The organism is Janthinobacterium sp. Bl 1 (assembly GCF_058215535.1).
This window is the reverse complement of record NZ_CM177086.1, coordinates 4197711-4218480: the sequence shown is the minus strand read 5'-3', so window position 1 is coordinate 4218480 and position 20770 is coordinate 4197711. Positions and strand designations below refer to the sequence as shown.

Here is a 20770-nt window from a genome sequence, read left to right as displayed (position 1 = left end):
ATTCATTGTCGCACAAAAAATTCAGTAAATCAATGACATTTTGCGTGTCAAAAAACAACTTTTCGACATCGGATACTTGTTCAGACAGGTATCGGCGTACCTTGGTGAAAGGTCATCTGCCAGCGGCCATCGCGCCACTTCCACAGCGAACTGCGCAAGCTGGCGCTGGCGGGCAGGGTGCCGCTGGCGTGGCGCTGCGAGCGGTAGGTAACGAAGGCAACGTCGTCGGCCAGCAAGCGGGCCTGGAAATCGCTGATGCTGCGCGGACAAAAGTCTTCCGCCGGCAAGTCCGCCAAGGTCGCCGCGCGCGTCCATAGCATGCCCGAGCTGCCGAATTCGACGAACTCGTCAGCCAGCAGTGCCGCCAGCCTGGCGCCGTCGGCGCGCACGGCCTGGCTTTGCAGCGCCGCTTCCAGCGCCTGCAGATGTGCCGCCAGATCCGTGGCGTCCGACCCCTCCGGCCCCGTCATCAGATGGGAAACGCGCCGGCGCCCGATACATTCAGGCAGGCGACCTTGTCGCTGGAAAAATACTTGATTTGTCCCAGGCCGATGGCGTAGCAGCCGTCGCTGAGCGGGGAAATGGGGCCGGTGAGTTTTTCACCGTTGATCAAGGTCACCACCCACGGCGTGGTGGCTGGTTTGCCTGCGTGGGTCAGGGCGTGTTGTACCAGGTCTGACATGCTGCCTCCAAAGAAATGTGGTTGGGCAGATGATAGCAGTGCGCGGCCGTTTTAAGCGTCGGCCAGCAGATTCTTGGGCAGCGCCACCGACGTGAGTTTCCAGCTCCACAGGCCGTCGCGCGTCAGGGTCAGTTCGCCGATATGGCTTTTGCTGTGGGTGCGCTGCACGACGACGCTGTTCCAGGATGTGTAGCGTAGTTTGTAGTCGGGCTTGGTGTTGCGCTTGCGGCCGCTGATGTCGCTGACCTTGGCGAGTGGCTTTTCGTAGCGGTCATTGAGCTTCATCAAGGCGACGATGCCTTCGGGCATCAGCATGGTGTCAAGCAAGGGATCGATGACGTCGGGACTGATGTCGTCAGCCACTTCCGGCGCCGAGAACAGGGCATGCAGTTGCTGCCCGAGACTGCCGCGCAGCTGTGACAGGTCGATCTGTGCAGCCAGGGCCTGGCTATCCTCGTCCATGGTTGCCGCGCGGATCTTGTTCATGGTGAAATACGGGCTGCCATAGAAGAGGCCGGCCAGCGCGACCAGTACCGCTACAGCGAGAAGCATCATTCTTTTCATCTGCGATCTCTCGGATCCCTGGCGACCCGGTGCGCCTGAAGTGTTGGCATTCTACATAATATTTCCCAAAATCAATATGGTGGTTTAGGTAAGTGTTGTTTTAGATCAAGTTTTTTCAGAGTAATTCCGGCGGCAAGGTAATGTCCGCCAGTTTCCAGTCCCAGATGCCATGGCGGCGCAGCAGGAACTGGCTGGCGGCGGGGCCGGCGCCGCTGCGCCGCAGCACCACTTCATTCCACGAGCGGTACGCCATGCCGAAGTCGTGGCGCTTGCCGTCCGCTCCCTGCTTGCCGTGCAGGATCAATACCGTGATGCCGGGCGGCGAGACGATGGTGTCGAGCATTTCCTTGAAATCGTCTTCATTGGCCGTTTCGCCGGCCGCCCGCAGCTGGCGCGCCACGCTGGCACGCACGGCGGGCAGGTCGGCCTGCTGCGCCAGGGTTTCCAGGCGCACGGATTTTGCCGCGATGCTGATGCGGTACATGGCGATGTAGGGGCTGACCCAGGTGAAGCCGATGGCGGCAACGCCAAAAATGATCGCGGTGGCGTACTTTCTTTTCATGGTCCGTGTTTTTGTATGAGCTGTGCCGCCGTGATTTTACCCGGCCAGGCATGTCGGATGGTGTAGCATTCGTGCCGGCGCGGACCATCGCGCCGTAATATTGAGGACAACCATGAATATCACTATCAATCAGGTGCTGCAGTCGTATATCGACCCGCTCACCGCCAGCGAGTACGCGGCGCTCGAGCGCAGCCTGCTGGCCGAAGGCTGCCGCGATGCGCTGGTGCTGTGGAACGACGTGCTGATCGACGGGCATAACCGCTACGCCATCTGCCGCCAGCACGGCATCGAATTCAAGACCATCCAGAACACCAGCTTTAGCTCGCTCGACGACGTCATGCTGTGGATGATCGACAATCACCTGGCGCGCCGCAGCGTGTCGGATTTCCAGCGCGGCGTGCTGGCCCTGCGCAAGAAGGAAATCGTCGCCGCGCGCAGCCCGGCACCCGTCAGCGCGGCCGATGCGCCCGATGGCGAAAACGCACCCAAGCCCCCCATGAGCACGCGCGAAGAAGTCGCCAAGGCGGCGAGACTGAGCAGCAACCAGATCAGCCAGATCGAGAAGATCCAGAAAGCGGCGTCGCCGGAACTGGTGGAAGCCGTCCGTTCGGGCACGATCTCCATCAATGCGGCGGCCACCGTGGCGTCCCTGCCGCCGGAAGAACAGGTGGCAGCCGTCGCCGGTGGTAAAAAACTGCTGCGCCAGGCGGCCAAGGAAATCCGCGAACAGCGCGCCGCCACGCGTACGCCGCGCGAGCCGAAGGTGCACGTGTCGCAGGATACGCCGGAGACGGGTAACGAGCCATGGGCGGACAACGCGGCCCAGGCGCCTGGTGAGGCGGAGCGCTTGCGCGGCGAGATCGCCAGCCTGAAACAGAAGGTGGCGCAACTGCAGGCGGAAAATGTGGAACTCAACCAGCGGATTGCAACCCTCATCGACGCATCCTGATTAATGGAGTAGTGAATGCCAGCTCGCCGTGCCTTGTTTGCCGCCATCGCCTGCGGCGCCGTCGCCGCTCCTCCCGTGCTGGCGGCGTCCGCCGTTTCTGTCACGGACATGGCCCGCTGGCAGGCGCAGGCCGCCCATGTCAGCATCGCGCGCGACACCTGGGGCGTGCCCCATGTGACGGGCAAGACGGATGCGGATGCTATCTTTGGCCTGATGTATGCGCAGGCCGAGGACGATTTCCCGCGCGTGGAACTCAATTACATCAACGCCATGGGGCGCTTGGCGGAAGTGGAGGGCGAGCGAGAGCTGTACCGCGACCTGCGCATGAAGCTTTTCATCGATCCGCTTGAGCTGCAGGCGCAGTACCGCGCCAGCCCGCCGTGGCTGCGCAAGTTGATGGATGCGTTTGCCGATGGCCTGAATTTTTACCTGGCCACGCATCCGCACGTCAAACCCAGGCTGATCGCGCATTTCGAGCCGTGGATGGCCCTGAGCTTCAGCGAGGGCAGCATCGGCGGCGATATTGAATCGATCAACCTGGCGCAGCTCGAAGCGTTCTACGGCCAGCAAGCCAAGCCTGCCACCGTGGCCCTGGCCAGCGTGGAAACTGGATTGGAGCCGGAGCCGAGCGGCTCGAACGGCTTTGCCATCGCGCCCGCGATCACGAAAAATGGCCATGCGCTGCTGATGATCAATCCACACACCTCGTTCTACTTCCGCCCCGAAGTGCAGGTGACCAGCGGCGAAGGCTTGAACGCGTATGGCGCCGTTACCTGGGGCCAGTTCTTCGTTTACCAGGGCTTTAACGACCGTCTCGGCTGGATGCATACCTCGGGCGGCGGCGACGTTATCGACGAATACCTGGAAAGCATCGTCGACAAGGATGGCGCATGGTTCTACCGCTATGACGGCGGCCTGCGTCCCCTGAAAGCCGTGCCGATTACCTTGCCATATAAGCTCGCGAACGGCGGCATGGGCTCGAAAACCATCACCGTCTACTACAGCCATCACGGTCCCATCGTGCGTGCCCAGGATGGACGCTGGGTGGCCGTGCGCCTGATGAACGAACCCTTGAAGGCCTTGACGCAATCGTACACGCGCACCAAGGCGCGCGATTACGCCGCGTTCTACAAGACGATGGAACTGCGCACGAATTCCTCGAACAATACCGTGTACGCAGATGCGGATGGCAATATCGCCTATTTTCATGGCAATTTCATCCCCGTGCGCGACCCGCGCTTCAACTGGAAACAGCCCGTCGACGGCAGCGATCCGGCCACGGAATGGAAAGGGTTGCACACGGTGGCGCAAACCATCACCCTGCTCAACCCGCAGAATGGCTGGATACAGAACACGAACAACTGGCCGTATTCGGCGGCCGGCGCCAACAGCCCGCGCCAGCAGGATTACCCCGCCTACATGTCCGTGTATGGCGAAAACGCGCGCGGCCTGCATGCCGTCAAGGTTTTCCAGAACAAGACAGGATTTACGCTCGACAGCCTGATCGCCGCCTCGTATGACAGCGAACTGACGGCGTTTGAATCCTTGCTGCCGCCGCTGTTTGCGGCATACGATGCGCTGCCAGCGGGCGACGCGCAACAGCTGGCGCTGGCCGACAAGGTGGCCTTACTGCGCGCCTGGGACTGGCGCTATTCGCTGACGTCCACGGCCACTTCCTTGGCCGTGTTCTGGGGCCAGGAGCTGGCCGAACTGGCTGGCAAGCAGGCGCGCGAGCAGGGCGTGCCCGTGGTCGATTTTCTGGCGACGCAGAAGGTCACGGCGGCGCAGCGGCTGGCGGCTCTGGCAACGGCGGCCGATAAATTGCAGCGCGATTTCGGCAACTGGCAAACGCCGTGGGGCGAGATCAACCGCTTCCAGCGCCTGACGGGCGACGTGGTGCAGCCGTTCGACGATGCGCGACCGAGCTTGCCCGTGCCTTATGCGTCGGGCAACTGGGGCGCGCTGGCCGCGTATGGCCAGAGCAGCAAGAGCACCACGCGCAGGATTTACGGCGAACGTGGCAACAGCTTTGTCGCGGCCGTGGAATTCGGTCCGCGCATCAAGGCGAAAAGCATCCTCGCCGGTGGCCAGAGCGGCGACCCGACGTCGCCGCATTTCAAGGACCAGGCGGCCATGTATGCACGCGGCGAATTCAAGGAGGTGCTGTTTTATCCCGAGGACGTGGCGAAGCACTTGGAGCGCAGGTATCGGCCGGGGGAGTGAAGTTGGTGAAGTGTCGGATTACGCACGGCGTTGCCGTGCTAATCCGGCCTACCTGCCACGGCATGCCGTAGGTCGGATTAGCGTAGCGTAATCCGACAATCAACCCCTCAAATCGCATCCAGCGCCGTGCGCAGATCATGCCGCAAATCCTCGATATCCTCGATCCCCACCGACAGCCGGATCAAGCCATCGCCGATGCCCAGCTTGGCCCGCTGTTCGGCCGGGATGCTGGCGTGCGTCATCAGGGCAGGGTGCTCGATCAGGCTTTCCACGCCGCCCAGGCTTTCGGCCAGGGCGAACACTTCGCAACGCTCGAGGAAGCGCCGCGCGCCGGCCAGGTCCGTATCGAGGTCGATGGAGATGATGCCGCCGAAACCGTCCATCTGGCGCTGCGCCAGTGCGTGCTGGGGGTGCGAGGCCAGCCCCGGATAAAACACTTTGCGCACTTCCTTCTGCTGTTCCAGCCACTGCGCCAGGGCCAGCGCGCTTTCGCAGTGGCGCTGCATGCGGATGGCCAGGGTTTTCACGCCGCGCAACGCTAAAAAGCTGTCGAACGGCCCGGCAATCGCGCCCACGGAGTTTTGCAAAAAGCCCAGTTGCTCGCGCCATTCCGCCTGGCGTGCTTCCGCGCCGACGATGGCGATGCCGCCGATGATGTCCGAGTGGCCGTTCAAATACTTGGTGGTCGAATGGACGACAATGTCGAAGCCGTGTTCGAGCGGGCGCTGCACCAGTGGGCTGGCAAACGTGTTGTCGGCCACGGCGATGATGCCCCGCGCGCGGCAGATGTCGGCGATCGCGCGCAAGTCGGCCAGCTTCAGCATCGGGTTGGTGGGCGTCTCGACCCATACCATCTTCGTTTCCGGGCGCAGCGCGGCCAGCAGGTTTTCCGGATTTGTCAGGTCGGCATAGCTGAATTCGTGACCGGCCGAGCGGCGGCGCACGCGCTCGAATAAACGGTAGGTGCCGCCGTACATGTCGTCGCCGGCGACGATATGGCTGCCAGCATCGAGCAATTCCAGCACGGACGAAATGGCGGCCAGGCCCGAGGCGAACGCGAACGCCGCGCTGCCGCCTTCCAGGTCGGCCACGCAGCGCTCGAGCGCCCAGCGCGTGGGATTGTGCGAGCGGCCATAGTCGAGGCCCTTGTGCACGCCGGGGCTGTCCTGCACGAAGGTGGAGGTGGCGTAAATGGGCGGCATGATGGCGCCCGTCGACGGGTCGGGCGACTGGCCGGCGTGGATGACTCGCGTGGCGAGGCGGCTCTTGCGGGTGGTTTCCTGGCTCAAGATAGTGTCCTGCGTAAGTGGTTGAGAAGGTCGAAGCGGGTGATCAGGCCATAGAAGGCGGCATCGTCGGCAACGACGGCCGTCAAGCCCCGGTCCAGGGTGGCGCGCAGGGCGGGCAAGCCGCTTGACGGCGCCAGGGTTTCGATCTGCGTCGTCATGGTGGCGCCCACCAGCGAGGCGAAATGGGCCGCGTCGCTGGACACGTGCAGCAGCAAGTCCGATTCGTCGATGATGCCAACCAGCTTGCCGTCGTCGATGACGGGCAGCTGCGCCAGGTCGCTGGCGCGCATGCGGTTGAAGGCTGTGAGCAGGGTGTCGCCCGGGGCCACGCTGACGACGTCGCCCTCGTCGTAGCGGCGTCCGATCAGGTCGCGCAAGTCGCCGGACACGGCGCGCTGCAACAGACCCTGGTCGCGCATCCAGCCATCGTTGTAGACCTTCGACAGGTAGCGCGTGCCCGTGTCGCACACAAAAGTGACGACGCGCTTCGGGCTGGTCTGCTCGCGGCAGTATTTGAGGGCGGCGGCCAGCAGAGTACCCGTGGATGAGCCCCCTAAAATGCCTTCGGCGCGCAAGAGGGCGCGCGCGGAGTCAAAACTCTCCTGGTCCGTGATGGTGTAGGCCTTCGTCACGCTGTCCATGTCGGCGATAGCCGGGATGAAGTCTTCGCCGATGCCTTCGACGGCCCACGAGCCGCTCGTGTCGGCCACTTTGCCCGTGTCGATGTATTCGGTGAGGATGGAGCCTTGCGGGTCGGCCAGCACGAATTCGAGCTTCGGCTGCGCTTTGCGGAAGTAGCGGGTCAGGCCCGTCAGGGTGCCGGATGAACCGACGCCGACGACGATGGCGTCCACGTCATGGCCGCTTTGCTCCCAGATTTCGGGCGCCGTCGTCATTTCGTGGGCCAGCGGATTGGCGGGATTGTTGAACTGGTCGGCGAAGAAGGCGCCCGGCAGTTCGCGCGCCAGGCGCGCCGCATAATCCTGGTAGTACTCGGGATGGCCCTTGCCCACGTCCGAGCGCGTGGTGTGCACTTCCGCGCCCAGGGCTTTCAGGTGCAGCACTTTTTCCGTCGACATCTTGTCGGGCACGACGAGAATCACGCGGTAGCCCTTGATGCGGCCGACCAGCGCCAGGCCGATGCCGGTATTGCCGGCCGTCGCCTCGACGATGGCGCCGCCCGGCTGCAAACGGCCGTCCGCTTCGGCCGCCTCGATGATGGACAGGCCGATGCGGTCCTTGATGGAACCGCCGGGGTTTTGCGATTCCAGTTTCAGGAACAGCTGGCACAGGCCCGTGTCGAGCCTGGTCACTTCGACCAGCGGGGTATTGCCGATCAGCTTGTATAGCGCTGGCGGCTGGGATGGGGATGGCATTCGATCATTCATGGTGGCTCCTGTCAGAGAAACAACGGCTCTGGATTGTGTCCCGAGCCGCCTTCCGTGCCGCGCAGTGTAGGCGCGTGGACGAGTGCGGCGAACGAATGTTTATATGCTTGCATATGCGCTCTTCGCATATCGGCGGCAAGGTTCGCGATGCGAGTATGCGCCGTTTTTTGCCCGCTTGCCGCGCCAATGGCACGACTATTAAGCTGCCGCAAGCGCGCCATTGCGATTTATAATCACGGCTCGAAAAGATACTAAATAGTATTGAGAATTATCTGACAGACAGGGCAGGCGGCAGTGGCAAAACTTTATTTCCGGTATTCCGCGATGAACGCGGGCAAGTCGACGGCCTTGTTGCAGGTCGCGCACAACTATGAAGAGCAGGGCCAGCAGGTGCGCTTGTACACGGCCGCCATCGACAGCCGCTACGGCGTAGGACGTGTCACGTCGCGCCTGGGCCCGCAACGCCAGGTCGACGTCTTCCATGCCGACACGAATTTCCTCGACGATATTCCCCAGGTCGCCTGTTTGCTGGTGGACGAGGCGCAATTTCTCAGCACGGCCCAGGTGCAGCAGTTGCACCAGCTGGCGCAAGTGAAGGGCGTGCCCGTCATCTGCTACGGCTTGCGCACGGATTTCAAGGGCGAACCGTTCCCCGGCTCGGCCTATCTGCTGGCGCTGGCCGACGATATCGAGGAATTGAAGAATATTTGTACGTGCGGCAAGAAGGCCACGATGAACATCCGCGTCGACGAGCAGGGCCGCCGCATCAAGGAAGGCGAGCAGATCAGCATAGGCGGCAACGAAAGCTACCGCCAGGCGTGCGGGCGCTGTTTCTACTGGTGTTTTAGTCGGCGACGGGCGCGCCTACATCGGCATCATCCGACAGCGCCAGGTCGCCCCGCTCGAAGGCTGCCAGGATGTCATTGGCGCGCGCCACGTCGTGTTCGCGCACCATCACGCGGGCGCCACCGATGGCGGCCGCCAGCAGCATGTCGGCCTGCATGTGCTGGTCGTCCGTCAGCAGCACGTCGATGCCGGCCGCTGCCAGGCAGCCGCGGATGACGTGCGCATCCGTGGGGATCATCAGCCGGGCAATCAAAACATAGTCGTCGTGCATCGCGTCTCCTGGCAAGGTGGTATGCGCCATCTTAGCACCGCGCCCGCTTTTACAGCTTGAACACGCTCACCACCTGGTTCAGCTCCTGCGCCTGCTCCTGCAAGGCGTCGGCGGCCGCGGCCGCTTCTTCCACGAGGGCCGCATTCTGCTGGGTCACCTGGTCCATCTGGGCGATGGCCTGGTTGACTTGCTCGATGCCGCTGCGCTGCTCTTCGCTGGCCTGCGCGATTTCGGCCATGATGGTGCTTACTTGCTGCACGCTGGCCACCACGGTATCCATGGTGGCGCTGGCCTGGCTCACTTGCGCGTGGCCCAGGTCCACCGTGCTGGCCGACGCCTGGATCAGGTCCTTGATGTCTTTCGCCGCTGCCGTCGAACGTTGCGCCAGGGTGCGCACCTCGGTGGCGACGACGGCAAAGCCGCGTCCCTGCTCGCCGGCCCTGGCCGCTTCCACGGCCGCGTTCAAGGCCAGGATATTCGTCTGGAAGGCAATGCCGTCGATGACGCCGATGATGTCGGCGATCTTGCTTGACGAGCTGCGGATGGCGTCCATGGTGCTGGCCACCTGCGCCACGGCCGCGCCGCCTGTCGCTGCCAGGCTGGACGAGTCGTGCGCCAGCCGGCTTGCCTGCTGGGCGTGATCGACGTTCTGGCGCACGGTGGAGCTCAGTTCCTCCATCGAGGCGGCTGTTTCTTCCAGCGAACTGGCTTGCTGTTCCGTGCGGCTCGACAAATCCAGGTTGCCGCTGGCGATTTCACCGGACGCCGTGGCGATTTGCCCGGCGCTGCCGCGCACGTTGCCGACCACTTGCGACAGGTTGTCGCTGATGCGGTTCATGGCCAGCAGCAGGCGGCCGATTTCATCCAGGCTGCTGGTATCGAGGTGCACCGTCAGGTCGCCGGCGGCGATTTGCGCGGCGGCCGTTTCGGCGGCGGCCAACGGGCGCGACACGAGGGTGCGCACGAGCCAGTACAGCAGCAGGGCGAAGACGAGCAGGGCGATGAAGCCGGAAACGGCCAGCTGGTTGCGCATCTGGCGCGCTTCCGCCGTGATCTCGTCCGTGAACGTGCCGCCCGCGATGATCCATTGCCAATCCTTGAATTGACGGTAGTACAGCTGCTTTTCGCGCGCGCTGGCAGCCGTTTCACCGGGCGCCGTCCACGTGTAGCGCATGGCGCCGTCTTTTTGCGCCAGCATGTCCTGGATGAACAATCGGCCGTCGCTGGCCTTGAACTCGAGCGCGCTCTTGCCTTCGCTGTTCGGGTGCAGCACCAGGTGGCCGTAATTGGCGCCGGGGGCCGTGTCGACGATATAGATGTAGCCCGTCTGGCCGATCTTGACCTGGCGAATCTTCTCTTTCAGCATGGCCAGATTCTTGCTGATATCGAGGCCGATGAACAGCACGCCGACCACCTTGCCGCCCGCGTCGCGCACGGGGTCATATTGTGTGATGTATTGCTTGCCAAACAAGGTGGCCATGCCGACAAAGCGCTGGCCCGCGCGCAGCGGTGCATAGCTGGGGTGGTTGTGGTCGAGCTGGGTGCCGATGGCCCGTTCTCCATCCTGCTTTTTCAGCGAGGTGCTGATGCGCACGAATTCATCGCCATTGGCGGCAAAGATGGTGGCGATCACGCCCGTCTGGGCCGTGTAGCGGTCGACCAGGGCCGTGTCGAGGTTGAGCACCTTGCCGCCGTTGGCCAGCGCGGGCGTGGCTTTGCCTGCGACGGCCACCATGGCGCCCGCGTCGACCGTGAACGGGCCGGGAAACTCGGCCGCGAACAGGCGCGCAAAGCTGGCCGCCTCGTTGACCATGGCCGTGTGGAACACTTCTGTGGTCGTCATGACGCTATTGAGTTCGCTGGTGACGGCCGCTTCGGCGCGCTGTTCCAGCGCAGTCGAGGTGCGGATGCTGATCAAGGTCGTCAGGCTGGCGAGGATCAGGCTGACGAGGGCAAACGTGAACACGGTAATCTTGCCGCCGACACTCCAGTGGCGGGGGGAGAACGAAATTGTAGGCATAGTTTGAGTCTGGCAAAGGGTAATCAGCTCGGCCATTCCTGGTCATGACATGACACGCGGGGAGGGGATCTGGTGGGGATACTGCTGAAACGGAGGCGCGCCGGCTGTGGGAGCGGCGCACGGGCAAGCTGGATTTCAGGGCGCGATGATAGCATGTTGCTTGCCTTTTGTTACTAAGTGTTTCCCGCAGGAATTAATTTTTCGCGTAAAAACATCATCCACATCAAGGATCGCAAAAACAGTCCATTGACTTTTTTGATTCCAATGAAGCGTTTTGGTCTTCGTCGCTGAGTGGTGATGCAATTTTTGTCACGAATGTTTCACTTTGTAATGAATGAGACGCCATCCTTAATCCGCGTTTAAGCTTCCGGGAAGAAACTGATATTCCTTGGGAGACTGCCAGGCCGTATCCTGTAGAATAATATGCAGACCAGTCGTGTATTCCCCTTACTGTCTTGCTGGCTGGCGCATGAATAGCTGCGCCGCCTGGAATTGATTCAACTAATTTTCGGAGAAGCCGATGAAGAAGCAAATGATGCTGGTCACCCTGGTGCTCGCCCTGTCAGCCAACGCTGGCGCAGCCCAGACGGACAAGAGCGCCGCTCCTCCGCTACCCATGAAGCCGCTGGCCCAGCAAACGCAGGCCGCGTTGTGGGCATCGCGCGTATTGACGCGCGTCCATTACAAGGCCATGCCGCTCGACGACGTCATGTCCGAGAAAATCTTCGACCGCTACTTCAAGTCCCTGGACGCGGAAAAACTGTTTTTCGTGCAGGCCGACATCGACCGTTTCGCCCCGCTGCGCACCAAGCTGGACGACGCCATCATCAATGAAGACCTGACGTCGCCGTTTGCCATCTACAATTTGTACCAGCAGCGTTTCGACGAGCGCATGGCGTATGCGCGTGAATTGCTGAAAACCAAGTTCGACTTTGCCTCCGACGAGAGCTACCAGATCGACCGCGAAAAAGCCGCCTGGCCGAAGAATGACGAGGAAGTGCGCGACCTGTGGCGCAAGCGCGTCAAGAACGACTGGCTGCGTTTGAAACTGGCAGGCAAGGAAGACAAGGCCATCCGCGAAACGCTGGACAAGCGCTATGAAAGCTACACCACCCGTGCGCGCAAGCTCAACAGCGAAGACGTGTTCCAGATTTTCATGAACGCCTACGCCATGTCGATCGAGCCGCATACCAATTACCTGGGCCCGCGCGCTTCCGATAACTTCGACATCGCCATGCGGCTGTCGCTCGAAGGCATCGGCGCCGTGCTGCAGACGCGCGACGAATACACGGTCGTGCGCGAAGTCGTGCCGGGCAGCCCGGCCGGCTTGTCGGGCAAGCTGAAAGTAGGCGACCGCATCGTCGGCGTGGGGCAGGGCGAAAGCGGCCCCATCGTCGAAGTGCTGGGCATGCGCATCGACGACGTGGTGCAGCTGATCCGCGGCGCCAAGGATTCTGTCGTGCGCCTCGATATCTTGCCGGCCGACGCCGGCCCCGACGCCAAGCACGTGGTCTTGCCGCTGGTGCGCAAGAAAATCAGCATGGAAGAGCAGGCGGCGAAGAAATCGATCATCGAAGTGCGCGACAACGGCGTCAAGCGCCGCATCGGCGTCATTGCCCTGCCGACGTTCTACCAGGACTTCGAAGCGCGCCGCCGTGGCGACAAGGATTTCAAGAGCGCCACGCGCGACGTCAGCCGTTTGCTGGTCGAGTTGAAGAAGGATAAGGTCGACAACGTCCTGATCGACTTGCGCAACAATGGCGGCGGTTCGCTGAACGAAGCCGTCGAACTGACGGGCCTGTTCATCGACAAGGGCCCTGTCGTGATGCAGCGCAATGCCGAAGGCAAGGTCGACGTGGAAAGCGACACCAATACCGGTCTGGCCTGGGATGGCCCGATGGGCGTGCTGATCAACCGCGGCTCCGCCTCGGCGTCCGAAATTTTCGCCGCCGCCGTGCAGGATTACGGCCGTGGCGTCATCATCGGCGAAGGCAGCTTCGGCAAGGGTACCGTACAAACCTTGTTCAACCTCGACCGCTTCGGCGGCAGCGAGAAAGCCCGTTTCGGCGAGCTGAAAATGACCATCGCCCAGTTCTTCCGCATCAATGGCGGCACCACGCAGTTGCGCGGCGTCACCCCCGACATCAAGCTGCCCGCCATGTCGGACACGGAAAACTTCGGCGAATCGAGCTATGACAATGCCCTGCCATGGGTGGCCATCAAGCCGGCGCCGTACATGCCGACGGGCGACCTGAAGGATATCGTGCCGCTGCTGGACAAGAAGCATGAAGCGCGCGTGGCCAAGGACAAGGATTTCCAGTACCTGCTCGATGACATCGCCCTCGTCGTCAAGCAGCGCAAGGAAAACCAGATTTCGCTCAATGAAACCGTGCGCCGCAAGGAGCGCGATGCCCAGGAAGCGCGCGCCAAGGCCCGTGAAAAACGCCTGATCGCGCAGATTTCGAATCCTGCCGACGACCTGGTGGTGATTCCCGATCCGAAAGACGTGCTGAAGGGCGCGAAAGCGGCCAACAAGACGGCCAAGCAGATCGCCGCCGTGAAGGGCGCCTTGCGCACCGACGACGGCCTGCAGGGCGACGAACGTGCGCTGAGTGCCGAACTGGACGCCGAAACGGCCGCCAAGAGCGCCAAGGACGTGCTGCTGAACGAAGCGGCGCGCATCCTGGCCGACGAAGTGGCGCTGATCAAGGCAGACACCCGCCTGGCATCCAAGGTCTTGCCGTATGCCGCGGATGTGAAGGCGACGCCGGTGGCGGCGACAGCGAAGTAATGAATGCGGGGTCAGACCCGTCGGGASTGACCCCAGCTTTTGCTTTGGGGTAAACAGTAGTTATTCGTTTCGCGTATTTCTATCATTCTAACAATCAATTGGATTGATATGCCGCGATGCAGCATAATTCACTTGTCTCCTCTATTCTCCTCCAAGAAAATAGATTCAGCCCGCTCCTTGTAGCGGGCTTTTTTTTGCCTCAGATATTGTGCGTGGGCAGTTGCACATCGGGGTGGGCCGCCAGCAAAGTCGTCAGCCATCCGGCAAACGCCTGCAGCTTGGGCGTGGCCAGCCGGCCTTGCGGCGTCAGCAGCGACATCGGCATCGGCGTTGGCGGGCAGTCGAGCAGCACGGCCACCAGCGCGCCGCTGTCGAGGTGCTGCCGCACCTGGTACATGGCCGCCTGCGCCACACCGAGCCCTTGCAGTGCGCAATCGACGCTGGCGTCCGCGTCGTTGACGGCGATGGGGCCGGCCATCTGCACGCGCACCACTTCCTTGCCTTGTTGGAAATCCCAGTCGAAGGCGCGTCCCGTGCGGCCCGAGTAATGCATGATGCCCTGGTGCGCAGCCAGGTCGGCCAGGGTGTGCGGCGTGCCGTGCCGCGCCAGGTAGGCGGGCGAGGCGCACGTGGCGAAGCGCATCAGGCCGATCTGCTTGCCGATGAAGGCGGAATCTTGCAAGGTGCCCACGCGCAAGGCGCAATCGATGCCTTCCTGCGTCAGGTCGACCAGGCGGTCCGTCAGGCTCAGCTGCAATTGCACGTCCGGATACGCGGCATGGAATTGCGCGATATGGGGAATGATCAGGCGCCGGCCCACGGTATTGGGCAGGTTGATGCGTAGCAAGCCACGCGGTTTTTTCGCGTCCGGGCCGCGAAACGCCAGTTCCGCCGTATCGACGGCTTTCAGGATCTCGATGCAGTGGCGAAAGTATTCGGCTCCTTCCGGCGTCAGCGACAGGCGGCGCGTGGTTCGCTGCAGCAATTGCGTACCCAGGTAGGCTTCCAGCTTTTGCAGCGTGGCCGTCAGCGCGGCGCGCGGTAAATTCAATGTTTCGGCCGCCTTGGAAAAACTGTTGGCCTCGACGATGCGCACGAAGGTTTGCATGGCCTTGATCTTGTCCATGGTGATTGTTCATCTTATGTGAAAAGTATGAGGAGATTATGCCCTAATTATCTTTGCCCCAGTTTTGCCTAGAATGGCAACATCCCTATCGAACCGAGGAAACAACATGAACAAGGCCTCATCGTCTGCTCCCCACGACATTTCACCCGCCATGGTGCTGCTGCTGGCCATCGCTTCCGGCCTGATCGTCGCCAATCTGTATTACGCACAAACCCTCGTCGGGCCCATCAGCGCCTCGACGGGCCTGTCGGCCAAAGCGGCCGGGCTGATCGTCACCCTGACGCAAGTGGGCTATACCCTGGGCCTGCTGTTTGTCGTGCCCCTGGGCGACTTGCTGGAAAACCGCCGCCTGATCGTCACCGCCTTGCTGGTGACGGCCACGGCCCTCGTGGTGGCGGCCCTCTCCACGGGCGCCATCGTGTTCCTGGCCGCCGCACTGGCCATCGGCCTCGGTTCCGTGGCGGCGCAAGTGATCGTGCCGTTTGCCGCCCACCTGTCGCAGGAAGCGACGCGGGGCCAGACGGTGGGCAAGGTAGTCAGCGGCTTATTGCTGGGCATCATGCTGGCCCGCCCCGTGGCCTCGCTGGTGGCGGCCCATGCGAGCTGGCACGTGGTGTTTGGCGGTGCCGCAGTACTGATGCTGGCGCTGGCGCCGGTGCTGCACCGCGCCTTGCCCGTGCGCCAGCCCGTGTCGAGCATGAAATATCCAGCCCTGATGGCTTCGCTGTGGCATTTGCTGCTGGGCACGCCCGTGCTGCGCCGCCGCGCCGCCTATCACGCCGGCCTGTTTGGTGCTTTCAGCCTGTTCTGGACCGTCACGCCGCTGGTGCTGTCCAGCCCCGCGTTCGGCCTGTCGCAAACGGGTATCGCCATCTTTGCCCTGGTGGGCATGGCCGGTGCAGTCGCTTCGCCCATCGCCGGCCGCCTGGCCGATGCGGGCCACACCTTGCCGGCCACGGCCGTTGCGCTGGCGCTGGGCATCGTCGCCTTTGCCTTGCCGATGTTTGCGCCGGAATCGAAACATGTGGCGCTGGGGCTGCTGGTAGTCGCCTCCATCGTGCTCGACATGGGCGTGGCGGCCAATCTCGTGCTGGGTCAGCGCGCCATTTTCAGCCTGGGTGCGGAAGTGCGGGGGCGCCTGAACGGCCTGTATTTCGCGCTGTTCTTCGCCGGCGGCGCGGCCGGCTCGGCCATCGGTGCCTGGGTGTATGCCAGCTACGGCTGGCAGGCAACCTTGCTGACCGGCATGGCGTTTCCAGGCCTGGCCTTGTTGGTGTGGCTGGGAGAATTTTTACCGCAGGCCACGCGCCGTACGGCTTGAAACCCTGATGGGGCCTCATTATCACTGATGAGTATTTCTATCATCATGAAGATAAAGTGGCGTGATATGCCGCAATGCCGCAAGATGCACTTGTCTCCTCTGTCTCCTCCAAGGAAATAGATTCAGCCCGCTTCCGTAGCGGGCTTTTTTTTTGTCTGTTCAGATCAAATCACCACCAGGTCGAGCGCGCGCATGAAGTTTGCCGCTTGGGCATGCGTGATGACGGCGCCTTTCAGCAAGGCCGCTTCGCTCAATTTGAAACCGTCGATATCGGCGCCGCGCAAGTCCGCGCCTTGGAACTTCGCCAGTTTGATCGTGGCATTGCGCAGGCTGCCGCCTTCGAAGACGGCCTCGCGGAAATCGCAGCCGGCCAGGTAGGCGTCGGAAAAATCCAGCTGTTTTAATGTCGCCTTGCGGAACGAAAAGCCGCGCAAGTCGGCGCCCACCAGCAGGCTGTCTTCGAAGGTGAGGCCCAGGTGGGCCACTTCCTCGAAAGACGCGCCCGTCAGCTTGCAGCCGCGGTAGGTGGCCGAGGCCAGCTTGGCGCGCCGCCATTTCGTGTTGTTCAGGTCGCAGCCTTCGAAACTGGCGTCGACGGCGTCGACGGATTCGAAATCGGCGCTGCCCGCGCGGCAGCGGCGCCAGGTGCTGCGCGCCAGTTTGCTTGCGAACAAGCTGGTGTCGGCAAAGGTGCAGCGCTCGAAAGTGCAGCCTTGCAAATCGAGGCGTGACAAGTCTTCGCCATCGAACGCGCAATCGATGAAGTGGCGTACCGGATTGGCCAGCTGCTGTTCCATGCCGGCGCGGTCCAGGGTCATGCCATCTACTGCGGTGTCGTGTGTTGCCATCCGTATTATTCCTCAAGTCAATGACAGGGGAGGGACGGCGCGGCGGGAAAAATGCACGAACCAGAACACCTCCCCGGCTGGTGGTACAGCCAAGAGTCAGCGCCGTGGGTCCGCGTGGGCGGGAGCATGCCGGACTGCACCGGGCACTTACCGGGTTACCAACCGGTGCGCTCATTTTCGATCAGTACGTATTGTAGCGGTCCGAATACGGCCTTGCCAGTTCTCGCGAAGCCGGGTTAGTATCACTGCAGGCACACGCATTGTGCCAACGTCGCTCGGACGGATCCGGGCGCTTACGTATAGAGATACCATGACCGACAGCCAAGCTCCGCGCAGCTTTTCGCGCATCAATCGCCTTCCCCCCTACGTTTTCAATATCACCGCCGAGCTCAAGATGGCCGCGCGCCGCCGTGGCGAGGACATCATCGACATGTCGATGGGCAATCCCGATGGCGCCACGCCGGCCCACATCGTGGACAAGCTGGTCGAGACGGTGAAACGCCCCGACACGCACGGTTATTCCGCGTCAAAAGGCATCCCCCGCCTGCGCCGCGCCATTTCACACTGGTACAAGAAGCGCTACGAGGTCGACATCGACCCGGACAGCGAAGCCATCGTCACCATCGGCTCGAAAGAGGGCCTGGCCCACTTGATGCTGGCAACACTCGACCGTGGCGACACGGTGCTGGTGCCGAACCCCAGTTACCCGATCCACATCTGGGGCGCCGTGATCGCGGGCGCCGATATCCGCTCCGTGCGCATGGGCCCGGGTGTGGATTTCTTTGCCGAACTGGAACGGGCCATCCGCGAAAGCTATCCGAAACCGAAGATGATGGTGCTCGGTTTCCCGTCCAATCCGACGGCGCAATGCGTCGAACTGGAATTTTTTGAAAGAGTCGTGGCGCTGGCGAAGCAGCACAATATTCTGGTGGTGCATGACCTCGCGTATGCCGACATTACTTTCGATGGCTGGAAGGCGCCGTCCATCATGCAGGTGCCCGGTGCGCGCGACGTGGCCGTCGAGTTTTTCACCATGTCAAAAAGCTACAACATGGCGGGCTGGCGCATCGGCTTCATGGTGGGCAACGCGGAACTGGTGGCGGCCCTGGCGCGCATCAAGAGCTACCACGACTACGGCAGTTTCACGCCCGTGCAAGTGGCGGCCATTGCCGCGCTGGAAGGCGACCAGAGCTGCGTGACGGACATCTGCGCCCAGTACCAGCGCCGCCGCGACGTGCTGGTGAAAGGCTTGCATGAAGCGGGCTGGATGGTGGAGAAACCGAAGGCGTCGATGTATATCTGGGCGCATATTCCGGAAGCGTATCGCCACCTGGGTTCGCTGGAGTTCGCCAAGCTGCTGCTGCAAAAGGCGAAGGTCAGTGTGTCGCCCGGCATCGGTTTCGGCGAATATGGCGATGAATACGTGCGCTTTGCCCTCATCGAAAACGAGGCGCGCGTGCGGCAGGCGCTGCGGGGCATCAAGAATATGTTGCGTTCTGGCGACGGGAAAACGGAAGCGGCAGCATAAAAGTTGCCGTGTGGAATGCTTCGTTGCCCCTAATATCACTATCGCGTATTTCTGACATCACGAATATAAAGTGGTTTTATATGCTGCGACGCGGCATCATTCATCTGTCTCCTCTATCTCCTCCAAGGAAATAGATTCAGCCCGCTCCCGCAGCGGGCTTTTTTTTGCGCGTCGCCATCGCCGCTGTCCACCGCCGGCAACACCAGCGGCCCGCCGCCAGATCATAGGGCCAGACCTTGCCCCTGCAAGAAGATCAGGTCGCCGCCAAAGCTGCAAAAATGACATTGTTGAGTGCTAGTATTTCGACTCGCCTGCCGATGCGGGCAGCTCGTCACCACTCTCCAATCATATCGGGAATCATCATGACCTCATTCATCAAGCCATTGTCCATTGCCGCCGTCGTGGGCACCTTGTTCGCCAGCGTCGTTCCTGCCAGCCCGGCTTCGGCGGCGGGTGCTGTCAAGCCCACCATCGTCCTGGTCCATGGCGCGTTTGCCGATGCATCGAGCTGGGACGGCGTCGCCGCCATCCTGCAAAAAGACGGCTACACCGTCATCGGCGCGGCCAATCATCTGCGCAGCGTCAAGAGTGACGCCGATTCCGTGGCCCGCGTCGTCAACAGCGTGCCTGGCGCGGTCGTGCTGGTGGGGCACTCCTACGGCGGTTCGGTGATCAGTGCGGCTGCCCAGGCAGGCGGCAACGTCAAGGCGCTGGTCTACGTGGCGGCGTTTGCTCCCGATGCTGGCGAGACGGCAGCTGGCCTGTCCGGCAAATATCCGGGCGGCACCTTGGGTACGGCCTTGGCCAAGCCCGTACCGCTGGCCGATGGCAGCAACGATCTGTTTATCGAGCAGGCCAAGTTCCACGACCAGTTCGCCGCCGATTTGCCGGCGGCCAAGGCGCGCCTGATGGCGGTCGGCCAGCGTCCGATCACGGATGCTGCGCTGAACGAAGCCTCGCCTGCGCCAGGCTGGAAGGGTATCCCGTCCTGGTTTGTCTACGGCAAGGCAGACAAGAATATTCCCGCGGAAGCGCTGGCCTTCATGGCCAAGCGTGCCAATGCGAAGAAAACCATCGTGATCGACGGCGCCTCGCACGTGGTGATGAGCTCGCATCCTGCGGAAGTGGCCAAGCTGATCGAGGAAGCGGCTGGCAGCGTCAAGTAAGCAACAAGGGCCTCACGCCAAGATATTGATGGGGCTTATCTTGCTCATCACAACACATGATTGGCGTGATATGCCGCAATGCGTCAAAATGCATCTGTCTCCTCTACTTCCTCACAGGAATTAGATTCAGCCCGCTCCCGCAGCGGGCTTTTTTTTGCCCCGACGTCTCCGTCAAATGTGGGAAGGCGCCCAGTGTTGCTTTCAATAACGTTTCAGGCGAGCGGATGCGCCCGGCGTCGAGTATCCAGCGCCAGCCCAGGTAATTCGGCAGGTAGCGCGTCGCCACGCCGTGAAACGGCCGTAGCCATTCCCGCAAGCGGCTGTGATAGGCGTTGACGTTCTGCACGTGAGCGGCGCCCTGCACGCGGATGCCGGCGCGCAAGTTGACGGCCTGGTGGCTGATACCCGCTTCCCTGGCAAAGGCCCGATAGGCCGCATGACCATCGGTGACCAGCAACACGTCCTTGTCGATAACGGGTAACAGGCAATGATGCAGCTGCGCCTTGGTCAACGCCCCTTTGCCCGTGACGAAATCGAGGGTCTGGCCCGTGCGGTCGCGCGCCACCAGGATACAGACCTGTTCATTGGAAATGCCGCGCTTGTGGGCATGGCCGCCCCGGCGGCGCGCCGGACGCGTCATCTGCCGCGCTCCCTTTTCCGATTCCAGCAGATATAACTCGTCGGCCTCGGCGATGCCGTGCAGGCCATGCGGCCGGTCGGTCTTTGCCAGCGATAAAAACCGGTGGCGCCAGCGAAACGTGGTGTTGCGGTGCACTCCTAACTGACTGGCCGCCTTGCGCACGGAATCCGATGCCAGCAGGCAATCGGCATAGTCGAGCCACAACGATTTATGGCGCAAGCGGGCCAGCGGCGTGCCGGTGAGCGCATTGAAGGTGCGTCCGCAGGGCACGCAGCGGTAGCGCTGCAAGCCGTGCGCGTGACCATGTCGGTGCAAGTGGTCTGAATGGCAGACGGGACAGGCCAATCGCGGCTGCGCCACATTTTCCAGCAGTGCGACGGTCGCGTCGTGTGGCGCGCTGCCACGCAGCAGGGCAATACCTGCTTGCCGCTGACGCTGGCTCAACTGAGCAAACTGCGCAATCAAGGTGATCCATTCGGCTGGCTGCATGATCTGCTCCCTGCGTGGTGAGTATGCAGAGTCAGACAGCACAACCACAGGAAAATTCCGGTATTTC

At 62.2% G+C, this 20770-nt stretch carries 16 protein-coding genes and 2 pseudogenes; 7 read left to right on the top strand and 11 right to left on the bottom strand.

Annotation, left to right across the window (positions count from 1 at the left end; all coding sequences use genetic code 11):
- Nucleotides 1-80: 80 nt before the first annotated feature.
- The 4 genes from AC4BCN_RS18955 to AC4BCN_RS18940 all read right to left on the bottom strand — a co-directional run bounded on the left by AC4BCN_RS18955 (nucleotide 81) and on the right by AC4BCN_RS18940 (nucleotide 1808).
- Nucleotides 81-470, bottom strand: a complete 390-nt coding sequence (locus AC4BCN_RS18955; protein ID WP_456150235.1) for a nuclear transport factor 2 family protein — start codon at nucleotides 468-470, stop codon at nucleotides 81-83.
- Complete coding sequence (locus tag AC4BCN_RS18950) at nucleotides 470-682, bottom strand: hypothetical protein (protein ID WP_034755154.1); 213 nt, start codon at nucleotides 680-682, stop codon at nucleotides 470-472. The genes AC4BCN_RS18955 and AC4BCN_RS18950 overlap by 1 nt, the downstream gene beginning before the upstream one ends.
- A 51-nt stretch (nucleotides 683-733) precedes the next feature.
- Nucleotides 734-1237 carry a DUF2939 domain-containing protein gene (locus tag AC4BCN_RS18945; protein ID WP_490491500.1) on the bottom strand — a complete coding sequence of 168 codons (504 nt, stop codon included), beginning with the start codon at nucleotides 1235-1237 and terminating at the stop codon, nucleotides 734-736.
- A 124-nt stretch (nucleotides 1238-1361) separates the two neighbouring features.
- Nucleotides 1362-1808 (bottom strand): DUF2939 domain-containing protein, encoded by a 447-nt coding sequence (locus AC4BCN_RS18940; RefSeq protein WP_436482696.1) that lies wholly within the window; start codon nucleotides 1806-1808, stop codon nucleotides 1362-1364.
- A 112-nt stretch (nucleotides 1809-1920) separates the two neighbouring features.
- Between AC4BCN_RS18940 and AC4BCN_RS18935 the strand changes: the two genes are divergently transcribed.
- Nucleotides 1921-2757: a hypothetical protein gene (locus tag AC4BCN_RS18935; protein WP_490491499.1), complete on the top strand. Its 837-nt coding sequence runs from the start codon at nucleotides 1921-1923 to the stop codon at nucleotides 2755-2757.
- Nucleotides 2758-2772: 15 nt separating this feature from the next.
- Nucleotides 2773-4980 (top strand): penicillin acylase family protein, encoded by a 2208-nt coding sequence (locus AC4BCN_RS18930; RefSeq protein WP_490491498.1) that lies wholly within the window; start codon nucleotides 2773-2775, stop codon nucleotides 4978-4980.
- Nucleotides 4981-5087: 107 nt separating this feature from the next.
- Here the strand turns inward: AC4BCN_RS18930 and AC4BCN_RS18925 are convergent, their stop codons facing one another.
- Complete coding sequence (locus AC4BCN_RS18925) at nucleotides 5088-6269, bottom strand: trans-sulfuration enzyme family protein (protein WP_456150231.1); 1182 nt, start codon at nucleotides 6267-6269, stop codon at nucleotides 5088-5090.
- Entirely contained in the window at nucleotides 6266-7657 is a 1392-nt protein-coding gene (locus AC4BCN_RS18920; protein ID WP_490491497.1) for a pyridoxal-phosphate dependent enzyme, read from the bottom strand. The genes AC4BCN_RS18925 and AC4BCN_RS18920 overlap by 4 nt, the downstream gene beginning before the upstream one ends.
- Nucleotides 7658-7981: 324 nt before the next feature.
- On the opposite strand from AC4BCN_RS18920, the pseudogene AC4BCN_RS18915 reads away from it, so the two are divergent.
- A pseudogene (locus AC4BCN_RS18915) lies at nucleotides 7982-8494 on the top strand (thymidine kinase); the annotation flags it as partial.
- A gap of 7 nt (nucleotides 8495-8501) precedes the next feature.
- On the opposite strand, the gene AC4BCN_RS18910 reads toward AC4BCN_RS18915, so the two are convergent.
- A complete protein-coding gene (locus tag AC4BCN_RS18910; protein ID WP_034755175.1) occupies nucleotides 8502-8774 on the bottom strand; it encodes a putative signal transducing protein in 273 nt (90 codons plus the stop codon).
- 49 nt (nucleotides 8775-8823) lie between these two features.
- The gene (locus AC4BCN_RS18905) at nucleotides 8824-10794 is read right to left on the bottom strand and encodes a methyl-accepting chemotaxis protein (RefSeq protein ID WP_181878076.1); all 1971 of its coding nucleotides are present in this window, start codon (nucleotides 10792-10794) and stop codon (nucleotides 8824-8826) included.
- 520 nt (nucleotides 10795-11314) lie between these two features.
- Between AC4BCN_RS18905 and AC4BCN_RS18900 the strand changes: the two genes are divergently transcribed.
- Nucleotides 11315-13585, top strand: a complete 2271-nt coding sequence (locus AC4BCN_RS18900; RefSeq protein WP_490491496.1) for a carboxy terminal-processing peptidase — start codon at nucleotides 11315-11317, stop codon at nucleotides 13583-13585.
- 199 nt (nucleotides 13586-13784) lie between these two features.
- Here the strand turns inward: AC4BCN_RS18900 and AC4BCN_RS18895 are convergent, their stop codons facing one another.
- Entirely contained in the window at nucleotides 13785-14711 is a 927-nt protein-coding gene (locus AC4BCN_RS18895) for a LysR family transcriptional regulator (protein WP_490491495.1), read from the bottom strand.
- Nucleotides 14712-14817: 106 nt separating this feature from the next.
- On the opposite strand from AC4BCN_RS18895, the gene AC4BCN_RS18890 reads away from it, so the two are divergent.
- Nucleotides 14818-16032, top strand: a complete 1215-nt coding sequence (locus tag AC4BCN_RS18890; protein ID WP_490491494.1) for an MFS transporter — start codon at nucleotides 14818-14820, stop codon at nucleotides 16030-16032.
- 164 nt (nucleotides 16033-16196) lie between these two features.
- On the opposite strand, the gene AC4BCN_RS18885 is transcribed toward AC4BCN_RS18890, so the two are convergent.
- Nucleotides 16197-16880, bottom strand: coding sequence for a pentapeptide repeat-containing protein (locus tag AC4BCN_RS18885; protein ID WP_490491493.1), 684 nt, complete (start codon nucleotides 16878-16880; stop codon nucleotides 16197-16199).
- A gap of 310 nt (nucleotides 16881-17190) precedes the next feature.
- Between AC4BCN_RS18885 and alaC the strand changes: the two genes are divergently transcribed.
- Complete coding sequence (gene alaC / locus AC4BCN_RS18880) at nucleotides 17191-18408, top strand: alanine transaminase (RefSeq protein ID WP_436481194.1); 1218 nt, start codon at nucleotides 17191-17193, stop codon at nucleotides 18406-18408.
- A 362-nt stretch (nucleotides 18409-18770) separates the two neighbouring features.
- Nucleotides 18771-19574 carry an alpha/beta fold hydrolase gene (locus AC4BCN_RS18875; protein WP_139089636.1) on the top strand — a complete coding sequence of 268 codons (804 nt, stop codon included), beginning with the start codon at nucleotides 18771-18773 and terminating at the stop codon, nucleotides 19572-19574.
- Between the two features lie 163 nt (nucleotides 19575-19737).
- On the opposite strand, the pseudogene AC4BCN_RS18870 reads toward AC4BCN_RS18875, so the two are convergent.
- Nucleotides 19738-20703 (bottom strand): annotated as a pseudogene (locus AC4BCN_RS18870) (IS1595 family transposase); the annotation flags it as partial.
- Between the last annotated feature and the right edge of the window lie 67 nt (nucleotides 20704-20770).

Bases quoted from the DNA above. Each gene is read 5' to 3' on its own strand.
- AC4BCN_RS18955 (WP_456150235.1), bottom strand. From the start codon at position 470: ATGACGGGGCCGGAGGGGTCGGACGCCACGGATCTGGCGGCACATCTG.
- AC4BCN_RS18875 (WP_139089636.1), top strand. From the start codon at position 18,771: ATGACCTCATTCATCAAGCCATTGTCCATTGCCGCCGTCGTGGGCACC.
- AC4BCN_RS18910 (WP_034755175.1), bottom strand. From the start codon at position 8,774: ATGCACGACGACTATGTTTTGATTGCCCGGCTGATGATCCCCACGGAT.
- AC4BCN_RS18945 (WP_490491500.1), bottom strand. From the start codon at position 1,237: ATGATGCTTCTCGCTGTAGCGGTACTGGTCGCGCTGGCCGGCCTCTTC.
- AC4BCN_RS18935 (WP_490491499.1), top strand. From the start codon at position 1,921: ATGAATATCACTATCAATCAGGTGCTGCAGTCGTATATCGACCCGCTC.
- AC4BCN_RS18950 (WP_034755154.1), bottom strand. From the start codon at position 682: ATGTCAGACCTGGTACAACACGCCCTGACCCACGCAGGCAAACCAGCC.
- AC4BCN_RS18920 (WP_490491497.1), bottom strand. From the start codon at position 7,657: ATGAATGATCGAATGCCATCCCCATCCCAGCCGCCAGCGCTATACAAG.
- AC4BCN_RS18930 (WP_490491498.1), top strand. From the start codon at position 2,773: ATGCCAGCTCGCCGTGCCTTGTTTGCCGCCATCGCCTGCGGCGCCGTC.
- AC4BCN_RS18905 (WP_181878076.1), bottom strand. From the start codon at position 10,794: ATGCCTACAATTTCGTTCTCCCCCCGCCACTGGAGTGTCGGCGGCAAG.
- AC4BCN_RS18885 (WP_490491493.1), bottom strand. From the start codon at position 16,880: ATGGCAACACACGACACCGCAGTAGATGGCATGACCCTGGACCGCGCC.
- AC4BCN_RS18895 (WP_490491495.1), bottom strand. From the start codon at position 14,711: ATGGACAAGATCAAGGCCATGCAAACCTTCGTGCGCATCGTCGAGGCC.
- AC4BCN_RS18940 (WP_436482696.1), bottom strand. From the start codon at position 1,808: ATGAAAAGAAAGTACGCCACCGCGATCATTTTTGGCGTTGCCGCCATC.
- AC4BCN_RS18900 (WP_490491496.1), top strand. From the start codon at position 11,315: ATGAAGAAGCAAATGATGCTGGTCACCCTGGTGCTCGCCCTGTCAGCC.
- alaC (WP_436481194.1), top strand. From the start codon at position 17,191: ATGACCGACAGCCAAGCTCCGCGCAGCTTTTCGCGCATCAATCGCCTT.
- AC4BCN_RS18890 (WP_490491494.1), top strand. From the start codon at position 14,818: ATGAACAAGGCCTCATCGTCTGCTCCCCACGACATTTCACCCGCCATG.